Raw genomic sequence first — 21239 nt, 5'->3', positions numbered from 1 at the left:
TGCGGGGGATCTGGAAATTGAAGGAAGAAAGCGAGAGGAAAAGCTAAAGGCATTGCACCATTATGGTGCAAGTCCTTTTATTGAACGTTCATCTTAAAATAAACCGATTGGACTTTTTGGATGTATATTTTTCTGGCGTTCTCGGTACGTTTGGAAAAACCCGCATTATACGCGCCGACACTGTTCCAGTTATAACCATGACTAGAAAAATTAGAACTTAATACCCAAGCGCCAAGATGAACATTAAAGCAAGGATTATAGATGTTTGTTTCATTCACATTAAATTCAGATAGTCGATCAAACCAATGGGAATTGATTTGCATCAATCCAAAGTCACGACTAACCACCTCACCGACTCTATTTTTATTTTCATTGTACGCGTTCGGCTTTAAGCTGCTCTCTACCGTTGCAATGGATTTTAAAAGCTGTGGATCGACATTATAAAATCGCCCTGCCTCATCAAAGCAAAAAGCCCAACTGAAACACGGCGATAACAGCGAAAGATAAAGTAATGGTTTCATCATAAAAAAGAGCCCTAATAATAGGACTCTCATTTTATGCCATCCCATTGAGATATCAATATTCACAAGGTAATAAAATTGTGGTCACACTGCGGTCACGTTTAGTTATTATCCAAACGGACTGTTTACAAATCGTATAATTCGATATCACTCTCTCGCCTGTTTTGGTTGCTTCGTCATTGGTGATTTTATCTTCAATGCAAGTCTCTCCCCAATCTCCACTTTGGTGACGCTGCAAATAAATCGACAAGTTAGCACCGACATTATTATCTAATAACTGCTCAATACCTTGCGTATAGACCACTTTACCCAACGAAAACGGCACAGCCGTACACATATAAAATTTTGCTTTTGTTTCTTCTCTATCTTGTGTAGCATTCAGAATGTTCATTAAATCTAACTCCGATGTAATTGAACATGCCTTGATATTTGAGACAGCAAATATCAAGGCGCTTTATTTTCACGCTTAATAAACGTCTTCCGTTTTACGAATATGATTAAACACTTCATGAATTTCATCGTAAGTGATGCCATACCCTTCGAGCTTTTCCACACAGTCACAAATATCATTGGTGTAGAAACACTCATGATTAAATAACTCACGACGAATGATCGCTTTTTTCCCGTTCTCTTTGATATCTTCGGCGATCCCTTCTTGAGCGATAGAATCTAAACGAGTCATTAATTGCTTGGCATTATCAACTGGGCAAATTAAACCCATACCTATCACCGCATATTTCACGCCCTCTTTTTTTTCATCATCGAACTGTTGATTAGAAAAAGCAAAGAACGCCCCTGCCTCATTAAAAGCCTGAGTTTGTTTGTCTTGAATATAGTGTGAGAGATATTTCATCTTTTAAGTCTCCATTTTATAATTAAGGGGATGATCCACTCTTTTATGTTTCGATGTATTGATGGTTGTTTGTCACCCATCCTATGACTACAGCACGACTATTCAGCCCTACCTTATTTGTTTCAGTAATCACATGACCTCTCGCGATGCCTTGCCCCCAGTACGGCTTATTGAGTTCTGTTTCTGGGAACAAAACCGTCAGTTCTAGCCAAACACTGGAATGCCTGGCTCTTGCTTTTACGTGAGCGGCAATCACGACAATATTTTCCACAGATGTTGATCCTGATAGGGCAACATCACGACTTGGCTCTACTGGTTGCAGACGCTTAGAGATATCATTTTTGGGTGAGCTTTCGTGCTCCAGCGGCGAAACGCTGGTCACTGAATTTGAATTAGAGAGAGTTAGGTTTGAATTTTGTTGCGCCATGAGGATTTTCCTTTTGTTTGAGTATCACTTTTCGGAGCCGCTTGGCTGTCCGCTCTCTCAACATCGTTCTGCTTTGCAAGGGCGCGCAGCGTTCATTTACCCTTGCAAAGCAGGTTGTGGGGAGAGACGGTTAACAGCCTGCGAGCCCGTAAATGATGCGAGTGAAAGGAAATCGGCGCATAAGAAAACAAGCCTTACTCGAACTTATTCAAAGGCAGGGAGAGCAACGAGGAGGCACGACGAGCGGCAACGAGGAGGCACGACGAGCGGCAACGAGGAAGAATGACGAGGCGCAGGCGTTCAGGATTGCAGCGATATCCTTTTAGATAGGGGCTGTAGAGAGGCACATTTTGGGGCGGCACGCAGTGACTCACCAGGGTGATGCCACTCTTAGGCCATAGATGAAAGATACAAGCGAAAAGCCTTGCCCGAAGGGTAACGCCCAACTCAAGCCGTTACCACAACGCAGCACTTAAAATCAGCCTTAAACCGTCATAATAAAAAAGCCGCCTATCAAGCCCTATAAGGAAAGAATCAACAAAACGACACTATGACAAAGCAATATAATTAAACATAGAGCAAATGGGCGTACTGTGGTACTGAGAGCGGTATTGGCGACCGCTTGCGGTCGAGCCTTTGGCTCAACCTCTTTTAGCGCAGAAACCCAAGCGTACACAGCAATCACGAGGTAAAAAAAATGCCTCTAGGATAAGAGGCATTTCAGAAAACATATTTGTACATTAAGCGGTGATATGACTGCCAACCCAAAACGCGGCACCGGCTACCGTCGCAATCATCGCAAAGGCAGTAGCAATAATGAGGTTTTTAAGGGAACTCACTTCATTACGAACCCCCAGGACCTCATTCCGTACCCCTTGAATATCAGATTTCAGCTCATTACGAACCGCTTCGATCTTCTGATCGAGTTCTTTCCGCGTATCATTTAACTGCTCTTGAGTGGCAGCATGAGCGGTTAGGTTGATCAGCTCTTCAACGCTTAATGTAACTTTGCTTGATTCAGACATAATAGAAACCTTATTTAGTTGTCTTTAGTTTACTGCATTACGTTACCGAAGTCATTCACGCCAGAATAGGCGTGAATGAGAGACATTTTCCACTAACTAATGGTTATATCCAACCACGCTCCGCAAATGACACCACATCTTCAAAAGACACCACGAAGTGATCGAGTACTCGAATATCAACCAAGGCTAACGCGTCGGTCAGTCGTCGAGTAATACGTCGATCGGCTTGACTGGGTGTGGCATCACCGCTGGGATGATTATGATAAAAAATGACCGCGCTTGCATTTGTGGCCAGTGACTCTTTGACCACTTCACGCGGGTAAACGGAGGCGGCGTCAATGGTGCCGTTAAACATCTCTTTTGTGCGTAAAACTCGATGCTGACTATTAAGAAATATCACCCCAAACACTTCGCTTTCATTGGAGGCGAGTGAAGTCTGACAAAATGACTTCACCAATTCAGGGGAATTGAGGGGCGTCTGCTCTGACACAAACAACTTAGATTTTAAAATGCTCGCGGCATGGTGCAAGATATCTTTTTCTTCTACAGAGAAAAGGCTGTGATTAGAGTAGTTAGCAAGTACAGACATAATAGATCCCTTTTAATATTTAAAGTCGTGAGGGGCGGCGCTCAGTCCGTGTTATTGGCCATACAAGCTAGTCAGAAGGTCTTTCGCTATTTCTTGATGCTTAGCGGTCGTTTCAACGTTTCTCTCTTCTTTTTTCGCGTAGGCGTAATCTTCTCGCATCTGTTTTACCGTCGTCACTCTGTCACATACGCTAATGCTCACCCCTTTTCCTTTCTGGCTTTCCTCCAAGATCAAAGAGTCGGTATAACCAAACTCCTTAAGTAAAATCTCATGCACTTTGACCGCTCGAACGCTCGAATTAAAGTCCATTGAATTCACCCAGATAAGTCCTTTTGAAACCGTCGCTGAAACAGTCGAACGAACTGCACGTTCAACGACCCGACAGGAGATATCATTTTTTGGTGAGCTTTCGTGCCCAGCGGCGAAACGCTGGTCGCTGAACATCGGTTTAGAGAGAGTTGGGGTTGAGTTTTGTTGTGCCATGAGGAGTTTCCTTTTTGTTTGAGTATCACTTTTATGGAGCCGCTTGGCTGTCCAGACCTCAAACAGGGTTCTTCTCTGCAGGGGCGCGAAGCGTTTATTTACCCTTGCAGAGAAGGTTCTGATTGAGGATGGTGAACAGTCTGCGAGCGCCATCCAGTGATGCGAGTCGAAAGGAAAATCGGCACATAAGAAAACAAGCCCTTACTCGAACTTAATTGAAGCCAGTGAAAGGCAATAAGGAGGCACGACGAAGCGCAGCTACGCAGTAGCGGAGGCGTTGGGTGATTGTTCGCAGTAACTTAATGTCACATCGAGCTTGCTCGATAACAGTGCCATAAGTTATCGCGAGAGGAGTGAAGCGACGGAATGAGCCGACCGAAGGGAGAACGCCCAATATTTAAGTTTAATACGTACTTTATAGATTGATTGGCGTTAGAAAAAGAACCGTCCGTACTCAATCTTCAAGGGTAAGTGTTCGAACGCGGTTCAAGTCAAATATCACAATAAATCTAAAGGGCTATTCGCCGTCTAGCCATTAACTCAATTAGCCTCCATCTTTTTGGTCAGGGAGAGTGGAAAGTGAAAAAGCTTGATGCAAAGAAACGCAGAGCATGGCAAAAGCTGCACTTGGCTGTTCATGTCGATACACCCGAAACCATGAGTGCGGAAGTCAGTTTTGTTGTGCCATGAGCCTCTAAAAAAGAAAGGTTGTCCCTCACTGAAACTCACCTCGAAAGAAGGTAATGCTTTGGGAAGAGAGTGGAGCAATAAATGAAGCGGAAAAGGCGCTAACGAGCGGTAAAACGAGTTTGAAATACTACAACGCTCAGATAGGTGAAATGATAGTAAATGTCAAAACTACAAACAAAAATTATAGCTCTGGCTATGCCAGTTAGAAGCCAACGGTTAGCCATAGACGATGTAGCTTTATCTCCAGGCAGATTTTATCAACACCACCACTTTGCCACACAACCCTTTATGCTTGAGCAGCTAATGAGAAAGTTGTGCGAGTTCGTCTGTATTCAATCCCGTGACATCCATAATGGTTTGTTGATCTAGACCATTAAGCAGCATCTTACGCGCCATATCCTTGAGCGCTTCTTGGCGGCCACGTTGCTCGCCTTGTTGGCGCAATTGTTCTGCAATAGTCATAAGTGTTTCCTCGTGTTTCGGTACTGATGAGACCAGTGACGTAATTAACGCTTCTAGGTTACTTGTTTCACCCACTTGGAGTAGGTAGCTCATCAATGACTGTACTTGCTTATCTGTAGTGTAATCGGTGAAGAGCAATGTGACCAGAGGCTCAAGGAAATCCATGATATCGCGATGCCTAGCGTGCTTTTGTACAAGTTCAAGTAACGCGATACGGCGATGTTGCATTATCTCATCATCGGAGATAACAGTGACATCGACCAATGGAAAATCTTGAGTATAGAGAGCCTTAGCCATCTTAGGGTTAGCAAAACCTTTTAACCAATTCATCTCATATGGGTAGGGCGAGACTTGGCCATGGTAAAACTGCAAAGGGATCACCAAGGGTAAATGCTCATGACCCGCTTCAATATGTTGTTGCATGGCAGCGATAGCGTAACGCATCAGTCTGAACGCCATGTGTTTATCTGGCCGACTCTGGTGCTCGATTAACGCATAGACGTACCCTTCCCCCTGAGACGTTTTAAGAGAATAAAGGACATCCGAATAGTAAGGCCGTAAGTTTTCTTCTATAAAGCTGCCTGATTCGAGCTTTAGGGTAGTCAAAACAGTACCATGATAAAAATTCTGCACCATGTTGGTTTCTTTCTACACATCAATTTAGTTCATTTACTCTAAGTAATCTTTGCCCCCTTTCCTTCTTAGAGTAAATAATCATTCATACACTGTTAATGTTAGTTTGCCATACCATAACTAATAACACGGTGCAGGGATAAGAGACTGACTATTTCCGTGATTCTTCCTTGGTACATGTACAAAAGTCACATTGCTTACATATATGATTTGAGTTGCTTATTTAGAGCGAGCAAGATAGACGGAATGTAGAAGCGGAAGTATTCCGTCTAGAAAGCGTTATGTGCTTAGAGGAATAAATATGCATCGATATTACTTGGATGAAAGTGGTAATACTGGCGATTTGATTAAGCCAGAGTTCTCATTGCAGTTTGGTGGTCAACCTTTGTTCGCATTATCGTGTGTTGGAGTTGATGATGAAAAGGCCGTTGCAGATAAATTGTCTGATCTCAAACTGAAATATGGAGTTGAGAATGAACTGAAATCAACCGAAATTTATGCTTATAAGCCTGAGTTTTTCCTTGAACTTGCAAAATATCTTGTTGGAAACAGAGTTCCTATATTTGTAGAGTTAGTTGATAAGAAGTTTTGCATAATTACTAATTTAATCAGCAGCCTGATTATACCTTTCTATGGTGAAATAGATGAAACGAATGGACACAACCAATATGCCCGAAATCATTTAGCAGACTACATGTGGCATGAGCTTCCACTAAAATACTTAGAACTATTTAATAAAGTTTGTCTTCAAAGACAAAGCGTTAAGGTCATTGACTTCCTGAGTGAGTTAAAAGCTTACTTTGACAGCACGAGTTGTAGCATGCTTGAAAAACGAGATGTCAGTCGGTTATTGGCTGCTTCAATAGACGAGTTTCAGTCTTTTTGTCTTGAGTATGGTGATGAAAAGGCTGTTGAAAGTTATCTACCAATCCCTGATATATTAAACAAAAGTAAAAGAAAATCGAAAGCTAAAAAAATAAATATACTGCCGCATGTGCATTCATTTTTTAACATTATTGGTCGCTTGAACAAGTATCATTTGGGAAATGTTGAGAACATAGTTTTGATGCACGATGAACAGCGGGACTTCGATGTTATTTTAGAAAAATCGAAAGAATATATAGTTCAGAATAGTATCTCAAAGAACTCTCCACCGATTCCTAATTCTGATCTAGATGTTCATAGTGACTTTAGGCTTGAATTTGTTAACTCAAACTTGAGTTCAGGAGTTCAAGTGGCAGACTTGATCGCGGGCTTCTATGCGCGATTTATCAATGATACTTTCTATGAAAGAAAGCGAATTGGCAGTGTTTACGTTAATACCTTCAACATACTTGTCGAATATCAAAAACCACTATCACCGTTGGGCGTCAACTTTGTTTTACCGCATCATAAGCAGCAAAGTGTATTTACAGCATTTGGCTTGTAAAGCATATACATATAACAAGACATTAGGGCTATGAGGTATGAGAAAGATGACAACACTTTATATAATTGGTAATGGATTTGATCTTTGGCACGATTTGCCAACAAGTTACAGTCAGTTTTATGAGTTCGCACAAAGTACTCTAGATGAGCTAGAAAATTATTACTCTTTCGACTTACATGATCATGAACCTTGGCATGACTTTGAGAACGCGCTGGGTGCTTTCTGTTGGGAAGACTTCTTTGATTTTCATAATGAAGTCGATATTCAAGCAGAAGACTTTAGGCCTAGTTTTGTTTATGGGTTAGAAGATGAACTTACTGAGCAAACCGATATACATGTTTCTACGGTGAAAGAAACTTTCATTGGGTGGGTTAACCAAATAGATGTAACTCGGGCGAGCGAGAAAATCACGTTTCCTGAAAATGCACATTTTATCACTTTTAACTACACATCAACCCTTCAACTCATCTATGGCATTGAAGATGAAAGCGTGTTCCATATTCATGGGCGTGCTGAGACCAACGATGATTTAATTTTTGGTCATGGAGAAAATATTGTAGAGATACCAGAAGTTGATGAAGACGGAGAGAGCACTCGTTCGATGTTTTCGGATGCTGAAAGTGCTGCTAGGTATCCCCTTCATGCACTTAAAAAGCCAGTTGATGACGTTTTAGAACAGAATAGCAGTTATTTTGAAGAGCTTGGGGACGTTACAGAGGTTGTGATTATTGGCCATTCATTGAACGCAATCGACTTGCCATACTTCCGCCGCATTGCTAATGGTACTGAAGGTGCGCGATGGAAAGTTTGCTGTTATACCGATGAAGAGAGAACAGAGCATGCTCAAGCCCTTATTGGTTGCGGTATTAGCCAAGATCAAATTGAAATCTGTAAGTACGATGAGCTATAGCATTGTTTGAGAACGCACCTAACAAATAAGCTCTGACGAAATTCAATTATATTGGGGGGAGTTTATGTTTCTACTGGACAATGGTTCTCAAGGCTTTTTTCCATACCTCAATTAATCCGTTTATCGCTAATTTAGCGAGTGATATAACACGTTTATGTCCAAAAATGTGTTAAAGGGTAGTCTCCTACCCTGTTTCAATCAGCGGCCATAAGCCGCTTTTTTAAATCCAGCCTCGCTCAGAAAAAGACACCACACACTCAAATGAAACCACAAAGTGGTCCAGTACTCGGATATCAACCAATGCCAACGCATCCGTCAGTTGACGGGTAATGCGTCGGTCAGCTTGACTTGGGGTGGCGTCGCCACTTGGGTGGTTATGATAGAGAATAACCGCACTCGCGTTCGCGGCCAGCGACGCTTTCACGACTTCACGCGGATAGACCGAAGCGGCATTAACGGTACCGTAGAACATCTCTTTGGTGCGCAACACTCGATGTTGATTATCGAGGAAGATAATCCCAAACACTTCAGACTCACAAGCGGCCAAGGACGTTTGACAGAACGATTTCACCAATTCAGGCGAGGTTAATGGCGTTTGTTCTGAGATAAACAGTTTGGATTTGAGAATGCTTGCGGCCTGGTCAAGGATGCCCTTTTCTTCTGATGTGAATAACGAAACATTTGAGTATTGAACAAGTGCTGACATGGTATTTCCTTTCGGTCTTGGTGAGCGTCTGACTGTCCGTACCCAGTTGCAGGTTCTGCAGCGCAAGGGCGCGCAGCGGCGAAGCCTCCCTTGCGTGAGGGTTCTCAAATGGGACGGTTTAAAGGAAGTCGCGACAACAAGCCAAAAGGACAGCCTAAGCCAATATCTCAACCCAAAGTACGTCGCCCAGGTAGAAATGTCCCTTCCCCACCAAGAGAGCGCCCTGCTGGTTAGTCGACTTGCGCCACTCGATAACCTTGGCTACTTAGGACAAGAGCGAACAGGGCGTTGCTCGTCTAAAAACACGAACCGCTTGAATACCGCAAACTGTTGGAATATCGAAACAAAATTCAGACAGATTGATGATCTGATGAGTATTTGAGCCGTCACGCATCTGCCGACTTTAGTCGTCATACAGACAAGAGAGTAAAGCCTTAGCCGACGTGCGATGCTCAGAGGTTGTTCCTATCGTCCTTTCTGCTTTCTTTGCGTAGCCGTAGTCTTCTCGCATCTGTTTAATGGTGGTAGTCAGGTCACACACTGATACTCACCCCCTTGCCTCGGTTGCCTTGCTCTAGTATTAAGGCGTTGGTATACCCAAACTCATTCACCAAAATTTCATGAACCTTGACGGCCTTACGGTGGAATCAAAGTCGGTCGAATTCACCCAAATCACGTGCATGGATATGTCAGCGGATACTGTAGAACGCACTTTCATGTGACCCCCTAAGCGCCAAAACGCACATCAAAACAAAACCCTGAGCACTTAAACGTCCCCTCTCCCGTTGTCACAAATCGCAACGCGGGAAACACAGAACCGTAAGTGGTGTAAAGAATGATGTGATCCACTCGCTCGTGAAGAAACCATTCACCAAAGCCAGCACCATTTAATTCGATGAAAAAGTCACGGATTTCATGGAAAGCAAAACGACGCGATCCCAATAGCGGAAACTGCTGCTTGATAGCTTCAACGAACCCTTGGTCTTTTAACGCTGCGATATCAGCCTGCTGCTCTGGCGACTGGCGACGACTGAACATTTTCAAACGCTGGATTTTGGAAACCCAATCAGACTTTCTTTTCGCCTCATCACGACACTTTTTGACTTGAGAGCGCAACTTCAATACCGCCAAAGGACTAGAGACATCATTTTTTGGTGAGCTTTCGTGCCCCAGCGGCGAAACGCTGGTCGATGAATTTGAATTAGAGAGAGTTGGGGTTGAGTTTTGTTGCACCATGAGAGTTTCCTTTCTGTTTGAGTATCACTTTTCGGAGCCGCTTGGCTGTCCGCTCTCTCAACATCGTTCTGCTTTGCAAGGGCGCGCAGCGGCGAAGCCTCCCTTGTAAAGCAGGTTGTGGGGAGAAACGGTTAACAGCCTGCATGCTCGAAAATGATGCGAGTGAAAGAAAATCGGCGCATAAGAAAACAAGCCCTTACACGAACTTATTCGAAGACAGAGAGAACAACGAGGAGGAAACGACAAGGCGCTATGACTCTTAGGACAATAACGGGGTTCAAACAAGGCCTAGCTGCAGGGGAACCAAGGCAACGATAAGAGTCATGATTAAAGACACGTTTAAAGTGTTAGTCTTTACAAGGAGAGAAGGCCCAGAACAGGTAATAAGACGCTTCAAGTGTCATGTTCATCCGTGCTAGAAGTTAAGTCCAAACTAAGGCTCTATGAAATGTCTTAAAATAGATACAGAGCCTTAAAAGCAAATATGTATTACATAGGTAATACATATTCAATTCATTTTATTAATCAACTCAACGAGCTCTTCATCATCTATCTTGTCTCGATATAAAGCCAAAGCTCGGTACAGTTTCGCTGCAGACACATTTCTCTCTGTCTGCTCTTGCAGATTTGCTACCCAATCGGTTATCCGTTCTTTATCAGTAAGTGACATTCTAAGAGTCAGAGGAGGCACCATATAAGATGTCGTCACTTTCTTTTTGACAGTCGTAATTCCAGTCGACTTACTTGAACCTTCGTTCTTGTCAGTAGAGATAGCTGTTATAGCTCCTCGTTTTTTCAACTTGCTCATATGTATTACCTATGTATTACATCAAATTCAAAAGAAACGCAGCCAGTTTTCGGTAATCGTTATTAACAAGAGAGCCCGATTTATAAAAGCGCACAGGAGAGGAAACGGCATTAGCTTGTCCAACATGCTCAGAACGACGGACAGATACTGGTAGCAATTTATCTTGTACTACCTCCAATTCCTCATCAATGAACTCATTAATAATAGTGTTTCTTGAGTCGACCTCGTTCCTCAAGATCAGATAATTGCCTTCATCCTCCTTAATTTCATAGACAGCTTCGAGTAAAGAGCTAATGCCGTCTAATGAAAATGCACCTGAATCTACAGGGATCAAGATAAGGTCTGAAGCCTGGATTGCGTTAAGAGTCGTTAGGGATAAGTTTGGTGGAGTATCAAGAAGAATGAAATCATAGGTGTCACCTAACTTCGCTAATTGCTTTTCTAAAATTCGTTCACGATTAATCTTTGTCAGTGATGTTTCGATGACACGTGACAACTGAACATCAGCGGGAACGACATAGAGGTTTTCAATAGAGTTCCCATTAATCTGTGCAGGTTGAATTAAATCGACAATGGACACAACTTTAGGCTTATCAAACAAAGCAGCCACCGTCTCTTCAAACTTAAAATCACGTTGTCCGGTTAACGTTTTAGAGCAGTTCCCTTGAGGATCGAGGTCAATAACTAACACTTTTCGTTTTCGTGCAAGCTCAGCCCCTAAATTGACAAGAGTCGTGGTTTTTCCAACGCCACCTTTTTGGTTCGCCGCGCTGATGATCTTAGTTTTCATAATAAACACCTCATGTATTACATGTGTAATACACAATAAAAAACAAAAAGCACACTGTCAATGTATTACATATGTAATACACTTTTTCTATCAACACTTAAAGTTATTCCCCCGTTACCAGTCGATGATGTCAAGACACTAAAAATCCTAAAGAAAGTGACACCAGCCGCGAGATCACTATCCGTATGAATCAAGTTATTAGGCTCCTCACCAACCAAAACTTCTTGGTTAAGTTAATCCCAACACTAGAATCAAAGTCAGTTCTGAAATTGAAAATATTGTGACTACGACGGGGGACACTGTTTAAGCATGAATCGGATTCATCAAGTCCCGACGCGCCATCGATATTTGGAGCTATCTGACTCACACCAGAAAGACGCGAATTTAAACCCAAAGAATGGCTAAGTTTTACCTACTGGCGTGATGAGCAGCGCCAACTGGTTGAACGCCACGACAAGATTGAGTCACCCACTGGGCAGAGTCATGGAAGTGAAATCCCACTGTTCATTGCGGCTGTTTGTAGAAAGGTGTTCCCAAAAGAAAATACCCATAATGAATGAGAAGCCCATTGAGTCTTCTACTCTTAACACGACATCGCCCTGATCTAATAACTCGCCCATCGCTTGTTGGTAAGCTTCTTCGACGATGGTTTGTTCCCAAATACGCTCGTATTCGGGTAAGACTTGTTGTCTAGAGATGGTCGACACCCTGAAGCTTAATGCGCCCTCGATACGATGTCGTCGGCTGGTGATCAGTTTAACCTCCGTCCATGAAAGTACTGGTTTGGCGAGGCGCCTAGATTGGCGTTCCTTTTTTTTTTCGCCATACTCGAGTCTTAACGGATGTAGACCATCAGCTTATCAGAGGTGGCACAGACGCTTGACTGTTTGCTCATACAAAAATCAACATAAACCTTGCTCCGCGCGCATCACAAACAAGATGTACACCTTGTCCCCGTCTTGCTTGCAAAAAACACGACAAGGGTTGACCACAACTTCTCGGTAATTGAGGTGTTCAACTTTGTCAAAAATATTTTGAATCATCTGCTTGGCCGCAACCAGATATTCAAGGGCAATGTATTTCGCGATATCCTTGAGGTCCGATCACGCGGCTCACTCCAAATCACTTCAGCCATTTTGACATATTGTCCTTAGCTTCATCCTGACTCAAGGACTTGCCTTGTGAAATGGCGCGCTCACCACATGCGATCCCTTCAAGGATAACCAAACGGTTTTGCATAAAATGATAGTCGTCCACATCAACCAAATACGCAGAAGGTTTACCGTGTTCGGTGATTAGCACAGGTTCTTTGGTGTCATGTAAGTCCGCTAGGATTTGGGACGCTTGACGCTTGAGGGAAGTAACGAGCTCGACTTTCATAAGAGTAACTCCAAAATAAGAGTAATAAAGTGATACTGTCGTATCACTTTCAAGGTGCCAGGTTTAGCGCAGAGATATTGAGCGTTAAGAATCACTCTTAAGTCATGCTTCTTATGAGTAGGAAACTCACTCAACAACACACAAACAGCAAATGGCGTCACTTTGGTTTCGGCCTTAGAGCCTTGCTATTCTTGTGATAAGATACCCTCACCAGAAAATAATCGATGTGAACAATGTCAGAACATTCATACCACCAACTTCTTAAGTCGACCTTCGAAAACACTCTTCTTCACCTTTACTTCAAAGTAAAAATTTCCAGTCACTTTGTTAAAGAAGAGCAACGAAACAAGATCATCATTGACTTCTTAAAGCCAAAAATCAAACAAGCTCGATATAGCCTTATCAAGAAAAAGCTTAAAACTGTTTGTTTGATGAAGAGTAAGTTTGGCTCAATTGAAAAACACTTAGAAAGCGTTTTATCTCAATATTCAGCGATAGAGAGCAAAAACGACGTTGATAAGCTTTATGCCTTGCTAGAACGCTTTGAGAAGAGCGGATTAGAAACAAAACTTATTGAAGAGACCCCTAAGCAGGAAATGGACGTTGTTTATATCGACAGAGCACATATTGATCATTGCTTCGATAATGAAAACCGTCAGATTGCACCCATTTCGCTGTTTATACATACGAATGAATTAGACAGATTCACTAAGAGCTTAGCAACCCAACCTTATTTCACATATGAGTTGTGCCAAGCAAGTGAAGAGTTGAATAACTATCATTACAAAGTCCACCCAATTAGCTAACCATACTGCTTATCACACACTGTTTAGCCTTAACTGGTCCAAGACCCTTGTGAGTGCTTACCTGTACTTTTCCATCAATTGTCTATCCTGTACCTTAGTAATTGTCCCACAGCTATATGAAGCGCCAACTAACACAACCAAATCTAAAACGTTGGGCACTTCCAGCCCAAATCAAGATGTGTTGTACGCGATTTACCAAGCGGTACTACCGTCCTTTTTTCATCACAATCAAGGCCAATCTTTTGATCTTCTAGCAGTAAGCTGATCAGATATAAGCCTAACGCTGAATGATCTTGGCCATTCGTCTTCACCGCTACGGCTTCAACAATGAATTCAATTCCTGTTGACAGTGTCTCTTTATCTTTAAAAGACATAACTCCTCCCTTAAGTTACTGTGTAAATATACAGCAATATGGAGCGAGTGAATCCATATTTAAACAAATTGAGACATCAATCACATTGAACAGGGTCATGTCGACTCACCCTTAGAACACATTTCATGTCTTTAAAAAGGAGCTCGCGGACAAAAAGTCAGAGAGGAGATGATCGGGTGTCCAATAAATGCAACCTAGTCTTTACTCCAGAATTGAATTTACTAAGAGACCTCGTTTTGACTCGATAGTTACTTGTTATTATTCAACTCAAGGAAAAGCCGACTCAAGCACCGCCTTCTTTATCCCTACTTCATACTCAGCCCTCTCTAACGTTATAGGGGCAGATATCTGATGAACAGCATAATTACCACGAGGCTCTGGCCCATTTCGCCTACTTTCGGATAAAGCAGACTTGACCCATTCAAACAGATAGACGTAACGACTGACGGTCTGGCGACACAAGTTCGCCTTACGCGCCACCAAACCAATCGTGAGCTCCTGATTTTTGCGTAACAGAAACAGACAGGCGCGGATAATTCGGCGAGTGGTCTTCGTCCGGCGAAGGTTATGAGTTCTTCTGGCCGCTCTACGCTGCCTTTCCTGTAAACTTAATCCACTATCCAACCTCATCACACCTCGCTGGCAATCTGACCGAGCACAATATTTATCCCAGGTCCAACGAGAGACGCTTTTTACCACCGCTAATACCTCACTGCATGGCAAAGACGGCTTACCCACCAAATTGGCATTATTGACATGTGCAAAGCTCTCTACACGGCATTTAAAATTCGTATAGCTGCCCTTTTCCCTTTCTTCGTCGACGATGTCATAAGCGAACCGGCGGGTACGTTCAAACAAAGTACAATTCCGGGAATAAGAAACGTCACGCTCTTGACGAAGCCACGGCCGCGTACTCTCCAGTTCCAGCGAATCCGCTAACTCGTTAAGTTCATAGACACTGCGGTGAAGTTCGGTTGTTTGCCACCAAGGATGAAAGGGCGTTTTGGCAACAGGCCCTGAATAACTCAAGTCCGCCTCCAGTCGCAAGGCTAACGCGCGATAAATGGCTTTGAGGTACTGAATGGGTTTGGAGCGAGCCTGATCGCTGGTACAGACAGGTACAATGGCATAAAAAAGGTGGGCTTTATTACTGGTACGGTTTCGGACAATCATATTGGGGGGCGGCAACCCTTCATCTTGCCAAATGTAGGGATTGGGGAAAGCTCGGTGTTCATGATCAATATCGAAAACCATCCACGCCTGCATCTCTTTTCGATTGACCTGCATATACGGCCATCTGACGGCGTAGTTTCGAGGTCGAATTAGCATCGCGGTTTTGTTGTCACTGCACCTCGACAAATAAGGCGCTTCCTCAAGCAGCCGGCTCAAACACGACATAGACGAAGACGCAGCGTATTCAGAATGAGCCGTCATCGGCTCGCCCTCACCGTCCCTAGTCCACGTTGACTTCCAGACTCGCTCTGGATAAACACCCTTTCCAAGGCCTCGTACGTTACGACCGAGTTGACGCTCTTAGTGGCGCCCAATAAGCCTGTCGAACCTGATGAATCCTTTCCATTCAGGCGTTCAATTGCTAAGTGTTCGTCATTTCCCCTCACCCCACTTTTCACATGACAGCGGAATGCATCACGCCATTGGTCTTCGCTCACTACCGCTAGATAGAAGACCGCTTCTTGGCTTGTTTGAAGCACCTTACCGCCTATGACCGCCCACTCATGATTATTCATCACGTTTTCCTTGGCTAACAGGCTCTCCTTTGGGAGCAGCCAATGACGTTACTCAGGCTAAGGACAACGCGTTAAAGCCAACGCTGTCTGATTCTTTGCATTCGCTTTTCAAGACCGAATAAACGAATTCGCAGCCGTACTTGTTCAAACACCCGATTCGAATGCCTTAATTGATACGTTAACCTCATCCACTCAACCAATAATGGCGAAAGTTGACGGTCACATAACTCGCGTCGGATGCGCCTGATATAGCGAAGGCCTCTTCGCTTATCTTCCTCTGTTAATCCATGACCAGACCTTTCAGAAGATGGCTTATGATCCGGAGCAATGAGCATCACCCCTCCGAATGAATACTTGAAACTGATATACCACTAGCGCCCACCTTTCCGCCCTATCGCTTTGAGCAGACCAACACCTTGATTCAGTTTTTCCAAACTATTGAGGAGCAAAACCTGACCGCTGATATTCGCGTGTACGGTCTGAACAATCTCATATTTCTGTGCCCGAGTAAGCCTAGGCTTTCCTGCATACTCCAAAGCCATTCGAGACAACTCCCCCGAATGGGTCGAGCTCTCTAGTGCGCACAAAACAAAGGCATCATCGGTAGTGTTGGGCGGTATATAAGCGGTGACCACCCCAAGTCCAAGAAGTAAGCTGTTTACAATAATGTGATTACCGCTCACTTTGGCGAGAGTGATGGCTTCAACACAACTCAGGACATGAGGCTGATCAGGATTAAGTTTATTCCGCAGCATGGTCGGACTCATCCCTATGACCTCTGCCAGCCTAGCCATATTCTCTGACCTAGCGAACACGCAACACGCCTCATTAAAGGCCCCTTGTTTTGTGCGAGAAAATTCGCCTATTGAGTCAATTCCGTTCATAACCAATACTCAATTGAAGAAAGACGAGATGACAACGAAACTCCAACCAAGAATGTTAGCCCCAACGGACAAAGCTCTTTGGTCGAAGTTATGAAAGATAAACGCATGGCTATTTACCCCATTCTCTCCAACGTTTCACGCGTTGCCATTTCTAGCAACATGACCATATTGATGAGAGGGGTTTCTTTACCTTTTGCTTTAGTTTTAATAGGTAAGCGACCATCAGCTACCCAATCCATGATGGTGCGTTTCGGCATTCCGGAGAACTGAGAGTATTGGTCGTACGTCATGAAAGGCGTATTTAGGACTACTTGATATGAGAGCATAGTGATATCCTATTCTGTTATTGAATGTTTAATTTCGGAATGACGAGTTGCACCCCACCATTTCGGACTCAATTGCGATTATTGATCACATATGAATAACAAGCAACTTAAAATAGACCAAATATCGTATTTGGGAGGTAGAGATATTATCAAGAAGTTGATAGATATCACGAATTCAGACCGCCAACAGGACGTAGCAGACGTATTTGGCATCCCAAAATCAACAATCGCGACTTGGCGACAGAGAAACCTTACTCCCTTTGAAATTGCAGTAAGGACTCATTTGAGCACTGGAGTCTCACTTGAATGGTTACTTCTAGATAAAGGCGAACCGTACCCTAAAACACCAACCCAAAAGCATATTAATAAGAAGAACGAATCGAAAACTCTTTTCGATATCGACTGTTTCTCTATTGACGACGGTAAATTGGTTGGGAAAGGGATACTTGCATTCGATAAAGCTCTTCTAGACGAGTTAGGTGTAAGTAATGTAATAGCAATCAAAGATGGAACTACTACGTTCCTTATAAATAAAGAATCTCACCATGCAGTAAGCGGTACATACCTAGTTGATATGGACGGCCTACTCTCGCTAAACGACATCCAGCGCTTACCAGGCAAAAAACTAGCAATCAGCTTTAACGGTTCGACTCTAACCGTCGAAGAAGATGAAGTAAGGGTTGTAGGTAGAGTTGCGTTAGTGATGGAAAAGCGTTAACTGTTGCACTCATCTGTTTGAGAGCACTGCAGTTAATTTGATTAATAGCGTCACCGATACTTAACGAGCCTATTATCACCCTACCCTCGTGAGAAGTTGCACTTGCAAACTAAAAAAGGCTGCCTTATGGCAGCCTTCTTCTTTGGCTCAATGTTGATCGTTGTGCAATCTCTAAGTAGTCCTGAAACATTTTTAGACAAAAACGATTTAGACCTATAGCCCTAAATCGTTTATACAAGATTAGAAAAAGTATCTTGAAACCTTAAATGCTTGTTATGTTTCTTTTAGCTCAGGAGCTACCACATTTAGTAGTTTACTGGTGTAATCAATTGCTTCACGAGCTATTTGTTGAGGAATGAATTCAGCCTTATGCACAGCGTCATTCCTTGGATTGACGAGTAAATCTCGGTAACTATAATTTTGTTGCATTAAGTCTAAGTGCAACTGAGAATCAGCTAAATTAAAGCGCCCACCTAGAGTTCTATTGCTTCTATTACTCAGGCGTGCGCCAATCTCTTCATCTGATAAACCACAATTAGAGAGTTCTAATGAGATCAATTCAGTTAGTGCGTTTTCAATAGATGCACCGCACTCTATTACAGTTTTCCGATAGTCTTTCTGCAAAAATGCGCGATTAGCCTCTAGGTAAAGTTTATAAGTCAAATTTAACGGAGCTCCAGATGATGCCAAAGTGCAAGCTTCAAGGAACTGTTCATGTTTAATATTTTTCTGCCAGTTATCCAGACAGACAGTAATTACTTTATTTTCAGTAATACCCTGATTTTTCCCATTTTCATCCCAATGAAAAAGGTGAAAATTATCACCATAAGAATTCAACGTCTGCTCAATACGAACATTTTGGTTAGACATCACTTCTAAGTAGTCAAGTAATAAGTTTATCCATGACACAAATGATTCATAAAGTAATTGACCGTTTACTTCAGCATCGTGTACTTCAAACTGAAATACCACTCTGTGCAAACTAGAATGACCACTAGGATATTGATTGGGCTTCCCCCAAAATATCGGCTCAGAGCCTTGCTTCCAGCCCTTAGCGACCTCTGGCGGGGTTAGTAGCTTCCATAAAGGATCTGGTTCATGTTCAGTCCAAATAGGAAGGAACGGAATATGGATGACACCACTGATGCCACTGACCATGATCGGGTACGAATTTCCAAGAACAGATTTATCTACACTAATCGGATACTTGAACTCAAAAATACTATATAAGTTACTCATAATTATCCCTAGAAACATAACGTCAAATTAAGGTGTGAACAACTCCACCACCTTACTTAAACCATTGCTCTATATACACTAAATTCACTTGAAGTGAGAGCGCCAAGCGTTGTGAATCACTCTTAAATTTCTTATTAGGTTACGAAGTCAAAGTTTTATGCTTACTATCAACAGCTTTTAATAACTCTTCTCTTGATTGCTCAAGGAGATTGTGGAGCTCTTCCATATTTTGGTTAACTGTTGCTAGAACTGTTTCTTCAACTTTAGGGTTACTCCAATATAACGATGTACTACCAATTATTGATGCAAAGGCTACCAATTTCCTATGCAGAACCTGCATACTCCTGAACGGAATAACCATAGATTTCAGCTGCTTATCATCTAACCGTTGAAAAAGAACGAGCTGTAATTCAAGTTTATTTAACAGCGTTTCATTTTTTGTCAGCATATCTTTCAATGGAGCAGAATCATCTTTGCCATTTTGTGTGATGTACTTTACTACCCCAGACTTAGCAAATTCTTTTACTTCCTTTGAGTCCTGTCGGTAAGCATCGATACTTAACTGTAGAAGCCCTATATAGTTCAGAGCCTGAGAAAAGCTCCTTGACGTTGAAATTGTGGCTTCAACAACTCGATCCAAGTTATCTAAACTCTTTTGTAGAACAATACCTCTTTTCCACGCATTCAGTGCTCGATAAGCAATAATGGCAGCAAATACAGTAGCTAACGAAGAAACTCCAAACAAGAACTCCGTCAGTTCAATATCAACTATAAAGTCATGAATATTCACACTAACACCCCGATACTACCAACGATGGAATGAAAAATGCCAAACGTTGGGAATCACTTTTAAATGCTTGTTAACTGGCTGCTTCCGCGACCCTTGGATTTGCTTTTGCTTTCGCTAAGAATGAAGGGATATTATTAGCTGCATTTAAACCACCATCATGTACTGTCCCAAGATCTTTAGGGTCAACATCATGTGTTGGCCAAATCTTATTGTGTCCAATAAAACGATCCAAATCTAACTTGTTTAGTTCTAGGAAGAAGTAATCTTCTGATTCTCCAACCGCAACACCTGCAGCCCAATAAGCAAAAGAACTTGCTACAATATCAGCAACTTGTATCTGCTTATGTTTCTGTGAATCAGCAAACCTCATTGATTTACCTTTTAGAGGTAGTCCAAATTTGCGACGATCATACCCTAGCTCAACTTCATCTTGAGTCCAATCCATGAATTGAGCAAACATCTCACGTTGTTTTTCAATGCTATGAGAGTCATCGTGAATTAGGTGGAAGCCTTTAGGATATTGATTCCCCCATTGGATACATTGTGCAAACAAAGCTGGGATTGATGGATCTAAGGCTGTTTTATCAATATCGTCTAGTGCGCTATCAATGTATGCTTTAGTGTCAAGGATTTGATCTATATCGGACTTAAAGCCATCACTTGACGATGATTCTTGCACGGCTTCAACGCAGGAATAGAAAGCTTCAATAGACTCTTCAGTTTGCTCTTTCACCATAGCTACAAACAGCTTATACATATTGTCCACTAACTCTTCATTGCAGAAAGCTTCGAAGCAATAGAACAACATATTTGATAGTGCAATATTTTGCCCATTAACATAAAGATCGACACCTTTCAGGTGGAGCATATGCTCAATAAGTAAATCTACAATTTTAGATGTAACCATAAAACGTTTTGAGAACACGTTCATTTTAATACTTTCAGTATTAACTGCTGGGTCACTTAATAAACGTATAATTCCATCTTGCCCTGCTTTATTTCGTTTTAGTCTCTTAAAATGAAGTTCGTTTTCTGCGCGAGAACCAACTAAACTTAAAAGACGTTCCGCCTCTTTAATAGAAAGATCGCAGCTAGCTAAAGTGAAGACTGGTTGATTTTTGTCTAATAAGTTTGAGCCCGTATTTCCTGATTCATCTAAGAAAATAGAAGGAATCACACTCTGTTTTTTACGTATAGCCTCGGCTTTGTGATTCGCTATTTTTTGAACTTTAGCTTTCTTTTGCGTTCTTTTTTGTTTGCTATTTTTGCTCATATATACTCCTGCCAGTTAACGCTTTATAAACGGGATCCCCCCGTATCCGCACTCTCTCTATACTGCGCTCAACCTCCATAAAACTCAATGAAAATCAGGGTGTTGTGCAATTCTTGCATCTCAATCGAGAATCGATTAC

General features: G+C 42.5%; 27 protein-coding genes and 3 pseudogenes. 6 read left to right on the top strand and 24 right to left on the bottom strand.

Going from position 1 to position 21239, the window contains the following annotated elements; translation table 11 throughout:
* Positions 1 to 77 precede the first annotated feature (77 nt).
* The 7 genes from AB4513_RS17035 to AB4513_RS17005 all read right to left on the bottom strand — a co-directional run bounded on the left by AB4513_RS17035 (position 78) and on the right by AB4513_RS17005 (position 3898).
* The gene (locus AB4513_RS17035; protein ID WP_029189388.1) at positions 78 to 521 is read right to left on the bottom strand and encodes a lytic transglycosylase domain-containing protein; all 444 of its coding nucleotides are present in this window, start codon (positions 519 to 521) and stop codon (positions 78 to 80) included.
* A 55-nt stretch (positions 522 to 576) separates the two neighbouring features.
* Complete coding sequence (locus tag AB4513_RS17030) at positions 577 to 912, bottom strand: type I restriction endonuclease subunit M (RefSeq protein WP_102535541.1); 336 nt, start codon at positions 910 to 912, stop codon at positions 577 to 579.
* Positions 913 to 987: 75 nt separating this feature from the next.
* Complete coding sequence (locus AB4513_RS17025; RefSeq protein ID WP_102535540.1) at positions 988 to 1374, bottom strand: hypothetical protein; 387 nt, start codon at positions 1372 to 1374, stop codon at positions 988 to 990.
* A gap of 43 nt (positions 1375 to 1417) precedes the next feature.
* Positions 1418 to 1801: a hypothetical protein gene (locus tag AB4513_RS17020; RefSeq protein WP_102535539.1), complete on the bottom strand. Its 384-nt coding sequence runs from the start codon at positions 1799 to 1801 to the stop codon at positions 1418 to 1420.
* 740 nt (positions 1802 to 2541) lie between these two features.
* On the bottom strand, positions 2542 to 2826 hold the full coding sequence (locus AB4513_RS17015) for a DUF1640 domain-containing protein (RefSeq protein WP_102257729.1): 285 nt from the start codon (positions 2824 to 2826) through the stop codon (positions 2542 to 2544).
* Between the two features lie 103 nt (positions 2827 to 2929).
* Positions 2930 to 3415: a DNA repair protein RadC gene (radC, locus tag AB4513_RS17010; protein ID WP_102504146.1), complete on the bottom strand. Its 486-nt coding sequence runs from the start codon at positions 3413 to 3415 to the stop codon at positions 2930 to 2932.
* Positions 3416 to 3466: 51 nt separating this feature from the next.
* Positions 3467 to 3898: a hypothetical protein gene (locus AB4513_RS17005; RefSeq protein ID WP_136975317.1), complete on the bottom strand. Its 432-nt coding sequence runs from the start codon at positions 3896 to 3898 to the stop codon at positions 3467 to 3469.
* A gap of 469 nt (positions 3899 to 4367) precedes the next feature.
* Here AB4513_RS17005 and AB4513_RS17000 point away from each other — a divergent pair.
* Positions 4368 to 4798 (top strand): annotated as a pseudogene (locus tag AB4513_RS17000) (IS5/IS1182 family transposase); the annotation flags it as partial.
* A gap of 90 nt (positions 4799 to 4888) precedes the next feature.
* On the opposite strand, the pseudogene AB4513_RS16995 reads toward AB4513_RS17000, so the two are convergent.
* Positions 4889 to 5656 (bottom strand): annotated as a pseudogene (locus AB4513_RS16995) (Rpn family recombination-promoting nuclease/putative transposase); the annotation flags it as partial.
* 328 nt (positions 5657 to 5984) lie between these two features.
* On the opposite strand from AB4513_RS16995, the gene AB4513_RS16990 reads away from it, so the two are divergent.
* Positions 5985 to 7112, top strand: a complete 1128-nt coding sequence (locus AB4513_RS16990) for a DUF3800 domain-containing protein (RefSeq protein ID WP_102257498.1) — start codon at positions 5985 to 5987, stop codon at positions 7110 to 7112.
* Between the two features lie 37 nt (positions 7113 to 7149).
* Complete coding sequence (locus AB4513_RS16985) at positions 7150 to 8022, top strand: bacteriophage abortive infection AbiH family protein (RefSeq protein ID WP_240798320.1); 873 nt, start codon at positions 7150 to 7152, stop codon at positions 8020 to 8022.
* Between the two features lie 220 nt (positions 8023 to 8242).
* Here the strand turns inward: AB4513_RS16985 and radC (AB4513_RS16980) are convergent, their stop codons facing one another.
* Positions 8243 to 8728 carry a DNA repair protein RadC gene (gene radC, locus AB4513_RS16980; protein WP_102257500.1) on the bottom strand — a complete coding sequence of 162 codons (486 nt, stop codon included), beginning with the start codon at positions 8726 to 8728 and terminating at the stop codon, positions 8243 to 8245.
* A gap of 108 nt (positions 8729 to 8836) precedes the next feature.
* Here radC (AB4513_RS16980) and AB4513_RS16975 point away from each other — a divergent pair, with 108 nt between their 5' ends.
* Entirely contained in the window at positions 8837 to 8962 is a 126-nt protein-coding gene (locus tag AB4513_RS16975) for a hypothetical protein (protein WP_269461136.1), read from the top strand.
* 169 nt (positions 8963 to 9131) lie between these two features.
* Here the strand turns inward: AB4513_RS16975 and AB4513_RS16970 are convergent, their stop codons facing one another.
* The 7 genes and pseudogenes from AB4513_RS16970 to AB4513_RS16940 all read right to left on the bottom strand — a co-directional run bounded on the left by AB4513_RS16970 (position 9132) and on the right by AB4513_RS16940 (position 12942).
* Positions 9132 to 9269 carry a hypothetical protein gene (locus tag AB4513_RS16970; RefSeq protein WP_230851898.1) on the bottom strand — a complete coding sequence of 46 codons (138 nt, stop codon included), beginning with the start codon at positions 9267 to 9269 and terminating at the stop codon, positions 9132 to 9134.
* A gap of 185 nt (positions 9270 to 9454) precedes the next feature.
* On the bottom strand, positions 9455 to 9964 hold the full coding sequence (locus tag AB4513_RS16965; RefSeq protein ID WP_102257502.1) for a hypothetical protein: 510 nt from the start codon (positions 9962 to 9964) through the stop codon (positions 9455 to 9457).
* Between the two features lie 508 nt (positions 9965 to 10472).
* Positions 10473 to 10772 (bottom strand): hypothetical protein, encoded by a 300-nt coding sequence (locus AB4513_RS16960; protein ID WP_016799982.1) that lies wholly within the window; start codon positions 10770 to 10772, stop codon positions 10473 to 10475.
* A 16-nt stretch (positions 10773 to 10788) separates the two neighbouring features.
* The gene (locus tag AB4513_RS16955; RefSeq protein WP_016799981.1) at positions 10789 to 11562 is read right to left on the bottom strand and encodes a ParA family protein; all 774 of its coding nucleotides are present in this window, start codon (positions 11560 to 11562) and stop codon (positions 10789 to 10791) included.
* A gap of 464 nt (positions 11563 to 12026) precedes the next feature.
* Positions 12027 to 12269 (bottom strand): hypothetical protein, encoded by a 243-nt coding sequence (locus AB4513_RS16950; protein ID WP_240700347.1) that lies wholly within the window; start codon positions 12267 to 12269, stop codon positions 12027 to 12029.
* 195 nt (positions 12270 to 12464) lie between these two features.
* Positions 12465 to 12697, bottom strand: a pseudogene (locus tag AB4513_RS16945) (type II toxin-antitoxin system RelE/ParE family toxin).
* Positions 12685 to 12942, bottom strand: coding sequence for a type II toxin-antitoxin system Phd/YefM family antitoxin (locus AB4513_RS16940; protein WP_102257503.1), 258 nt, complete (start codon positions 12940 to 12942; stop codon positions 12685 to 12687). The pseudogene AB4513_RS16945 and the gene AB4513_RS16940 overlap by 13 nt, the downstream one beginning before the upstream one ends.
* A gap of 233 nt (positions 12943 to 13175) precedes the next feature.
* Between AB4513_RS16940 and AB4513_RS16935 the strand changes: the two genes are divergently transcribed.
* Positions 13176 to 13748: a DUF2913 family protein gene (locus AB4513_RS16935; protein WP_017091827.1), complete on the top strand. Its 573-nt coding sequence runs from the start codon at positions 13176 to 13178 to the stop codon at positions 13746 to 13748.
* A gap of 143 nt (positions 13749 to 13891) precedes the next feature.
* Here AB4513_RS16935 and AB4513_RS16930 read toward each other — a convergent pair whose 3' ends face one another.
* From AB4513_RS16930 to AB4513_RS16910, 5 genes are all read right to left on the bottom strand, one after another.
* A complete protein-coding gene (locus AB4513_RS16930; RefSeq protein ID WP_016799977.1) occupies positions 13892 to 14122 on the bottom strand; it encodes a hypothetical protein in 231 nt (76 codons plus the stop codon).
* Positions 14123 to 14389: 267 nt separating this feature from the next.
* Positions 14390 to 15556, bottom strand: coding sequence for a replication initiation protein (locus AB4513_RS16925; RefSeq protein ID WP_017091826.1), 1167 nt, complete (start codon positions 15554 to 15556; stop codon positions 14390 to 14392).
* On the bottom strand, positions 15553 to 15870 hold the full coding sequence (locus AB4513_RS16920; protein WP_057622102.1) for a hypothetical protein: 318 nt from the start codon (positions 15868 to 15870) through the stop codon (positions 15553 to 15555). The genes AB4513_RS16925 and AB4513_RS16920 overlap by 4 nt, the downstream gene beginning before the upstream one ends.
* Positions 15871 to 16241: 371 nt before the next feature.
* The gene (locus AB4513_RS16915; RefSeq protein ID WP_318276423.1) at positions 16242 to 16664 is read right to left on the bottom strand and encodes a phage regulatory CII family protein; all 423 of its coding nucleotides are present in this window, start codon (positions 16662 to 16664) and stop codon (positions 16242 to 16244) included.
* Positions 16665 to 16867: 203 nt separating this feature from the next.
* Positions 16868 to 17080: a hypothetical protein gene (locus AB4513_RS16910; RefSeq protein ID WP_029203682.1), complete on the bottom strand. Its 213-nt coding sequence runs from the start codon at positions 17078 to 17080 to the stop codon at positions 16868 to 16870.
* Positions 17081 to 17171: 91 nt separating this feature from the next.
* Here AB4513_RS16910 and AB4513_RS16905 point away from each other — a divergent pair, with 91 nt between their 5' ends.
* Positions 17172 to 17798, top strand: a complete 627-nt coding sequence (locus tag AB4513_RS16905; protein WP_102257504.1) for a phage repressor protein CI — start codon at positions 17172 to 17174, stop codon at positions 17796 to 17798.
* Between the two features lie 273 nt (positions 17799 to 18071).
* Here AB4513_RS16905 and AB4513_RS16900 read toward each other — a convergent pair whose 3' ends face one another.
* The 3 genes from AB4513_RS16900 to AB4513_RS16890 all read right to left on the bottom strand — a co-directional run bounded on the left by AB4513_RS16900 (position 18072) and on the right by AB4513_RS16890 (position 21100).
* Entirely contained in the window at positions 18072 to 19037 is a 966-nt protein-coding gene (locus AB4513_RS16900; RefSeq protein WP_102257505.1) for a hypothetical protein, read from the bottom strand.
* 139 nt (positions 19038 to 19176) lie between these two features.
* Complete coding sequence (locus AB4513_RS16895; RefSeq protein ID WP_102257506.1) at positions 19177 to 19827, bottom strand: hypothetical protein; 651 nt, start codon at positions 19825 to 19827, stop codon at positions 19177 to 19179.
* Positions 19828 to 19897: 70 nt separating this feature from the next.
* On the bottom strand, positions 19898 to 21100 hold the full coding sequence (locus tag AB4513_RS16890) for a DUF3800 domain-containing protein (RefSeq protein ID WP_102257507.1): 1203 nt from the start codon (positions 21098 to 21100) through the stop codon (positions 19898 to 19900).
* Positions 21101 to 21239 lie beyond the last annotated feature (139 nt).

This window comes from Vibrio sp. 10N.222.54.E6, from assembly GCF_041473955.1.
Classification (GTDB): domain Bacteria; phylum Pseudomonadota; class Gammaproteobacteria; order Enterobacterales; family Vibrionaceae; genus Vibrio; species Vibrio tasmaniensis_A.
The sequence above is the reverse complement of the archived record's forward strand: the minus strand, read 5'-3'. Positions and strand labels throughout refer to the sequence as shown.

Excerpts from the sequence above, each read along its gene's own strand:
- AB4513_RS16890 (WP_102257507.1), bottom strand. The coding sequence starts at position 21,100 with ATGAGCAAAAATAGCAAACAAAAAAGAACGCAAAAGAAAGCTAAAGTT.
- AB4513_RS16900 (WP_102257505.1), bottom strand. The coding sequence starts at position 19,037 with ATGAGTAACTTATATAGTATTTTTGAGTTCAAGTATCCGATTAGTGTA.
- AB4513_RS17005 (WP_136975317.1), bottom strand. The coding sequence starts at position 3,898 with ATGGCACAACAAAACTCAACCCCAACTCTCTCTAAACCGATGTTCAGC.
- AB4513_RS16905 (WP_102257504.1), top strand. The coding sequence starts at position 17,172 with ATGAATAACAAGCAACTTAAAATAGACCAAATATCGTATTTGGGAGGT.
- AB4513_RS17035 (WP_029189388.1), bottom strand. The coding sequence starts at position 521 with ATGAAACCATTACTTTATCTTTCGCTGTTATCGCCGTGTTTCAGTTGG.
- AB4513_RS17015 (WP_102257729.1), bottom strand. The coding sequence starts at position 2,826 with ATGTCTGAATCAAGCAAAGTTACATTAAGCGTTGAAGAGCTGATCAAC.
- AB4513_RS16960 (WP_016799982.1), bottom strand. The coding sequence starts at position 10,772 with ATGAGCAAGTTGAAAAAACGAGGAGCTATAACAGCTATCTCTACTGAC.
- AB4513_RS16935 (WP_017091827.1), top strand. The coding sequence starts at position 13,176 with ATGTCAGAACATTCATACCACCAACTTCTTAAGTCGACCTTCGAAAAC.
- AB4513_RS17030 (WP_102535541.1), bottom strand. The coding sequence starts at position 912 with ATGAACATTCTGAATGCTACACAAGATAGAGAAGAAACAAAAGCAAAA.
- AB4513_RS16915 (WP_318276423.1), bottom strand. The coding sequence starts at position 16,664 with ATGGCTAGGCTGGCAGAGGTCATAGGGATGAGTCCGACCATGCTGCGG.
- AB4513_RS17020 (WP_102535539.1), bottom strand. The coding sequence starts at position 1,801 with ATGGCGCAACAAAATTCAAACCTAACTCTCTCTAATTCAAATTCAGTG.
- AB4513_RS16925 (WP_017091826.1), bottom strand. The coding sequence starts at position 15,556 with ATGACGGCTCATTCTGAATACGCTGCGTCTTCGTCTATGTCGTGTTTG.
- AB4513_RS16990 (WP_102257498.1), top strand. The coding sequence starts at position 5,985 with ATGCATCGATATTACTTGGATGAAAGTGGTAATACTGGCGATTTGATT.
- AB4513_RS16975 (WP_269461136.1), top strand. The coding sequence starts at position 8,837 with ATGGGACGGTTTAAAGGAAGTCGCGACAACAAGCCAAAAGGACAGCCT.
- AB4513_RS17025 (WP_102535540.1), bottom strand. The coding sequence starts at position 1,374 with ATGAAATATCTCTCACACTATATTCAAGACAAACAAACTCAGGCTTTT.
- radC (WP_102504146.1), bottom strand. The coding sequence starts at position 3,415 with ATGTCTGTACTTGCTAACTACTCTAATCACAGCCTTTTCTCTGTAGAA.
- AB4513_RS16965 (WP_102257502.1), bottom strand. The coding sequence starts at position 9,964 with ATGGTGCAACAAAACTCAACCCCAACTCTCTCTAATTCAAATTCATCG.
- AB4513_RS16940 (WP_102257503.1), bottom strand. The coding sequence starts at position 12,942 with ATGAAAGTCGAGCTCGTTACTTCCCTCAAGCGTCAAGCGTCCCAAATC.
- AB4513_RS16930 (WP_016799977.1), bottom strand. The coding sequence starts at position 14,122 with ATGTCTTTTAAAGATAAAGAGACACTGTCAACAGGAATTGAATTCATT.
- radC (WP_102257500.1), bottom strand. The coding sequence starts at position 8,728 with ATGTCAGCACTTGTTCAATACTCAAATGTTTCGTTATTCACATCAGAA.
- AB4513_RS16920 (WP_057622102.1), bottom strand. The coding sequence starts at position 15,870 with ATGAATAATCATGAGTGGGCGGTCATAGGCGGTAAGGTGCTTCAAACA.
- AB4513_RS16985 (WP_240798320.1), top strand. The coding sequence starts at position 7,150 with ATGAGAAAGATGACAACACTTTATATAATTGGTAATGGATTTGATCTT.
- AB4513_RS16910 (WP_029203682.1), bottom strand. The coding sequence starts at position 17,080 with ATGCTCTCATATCAAGTAGTCCTAAATACGCCTTTCATGACGTACGAC.
- AB4513_RS16955 (WP_016799981.1), bottom strand. The coding sequence starts at position 11,562 with ATGAAAACTAAGATCATCAGCGCGGCGAACCAAAAAGGTGGCGTTGGA.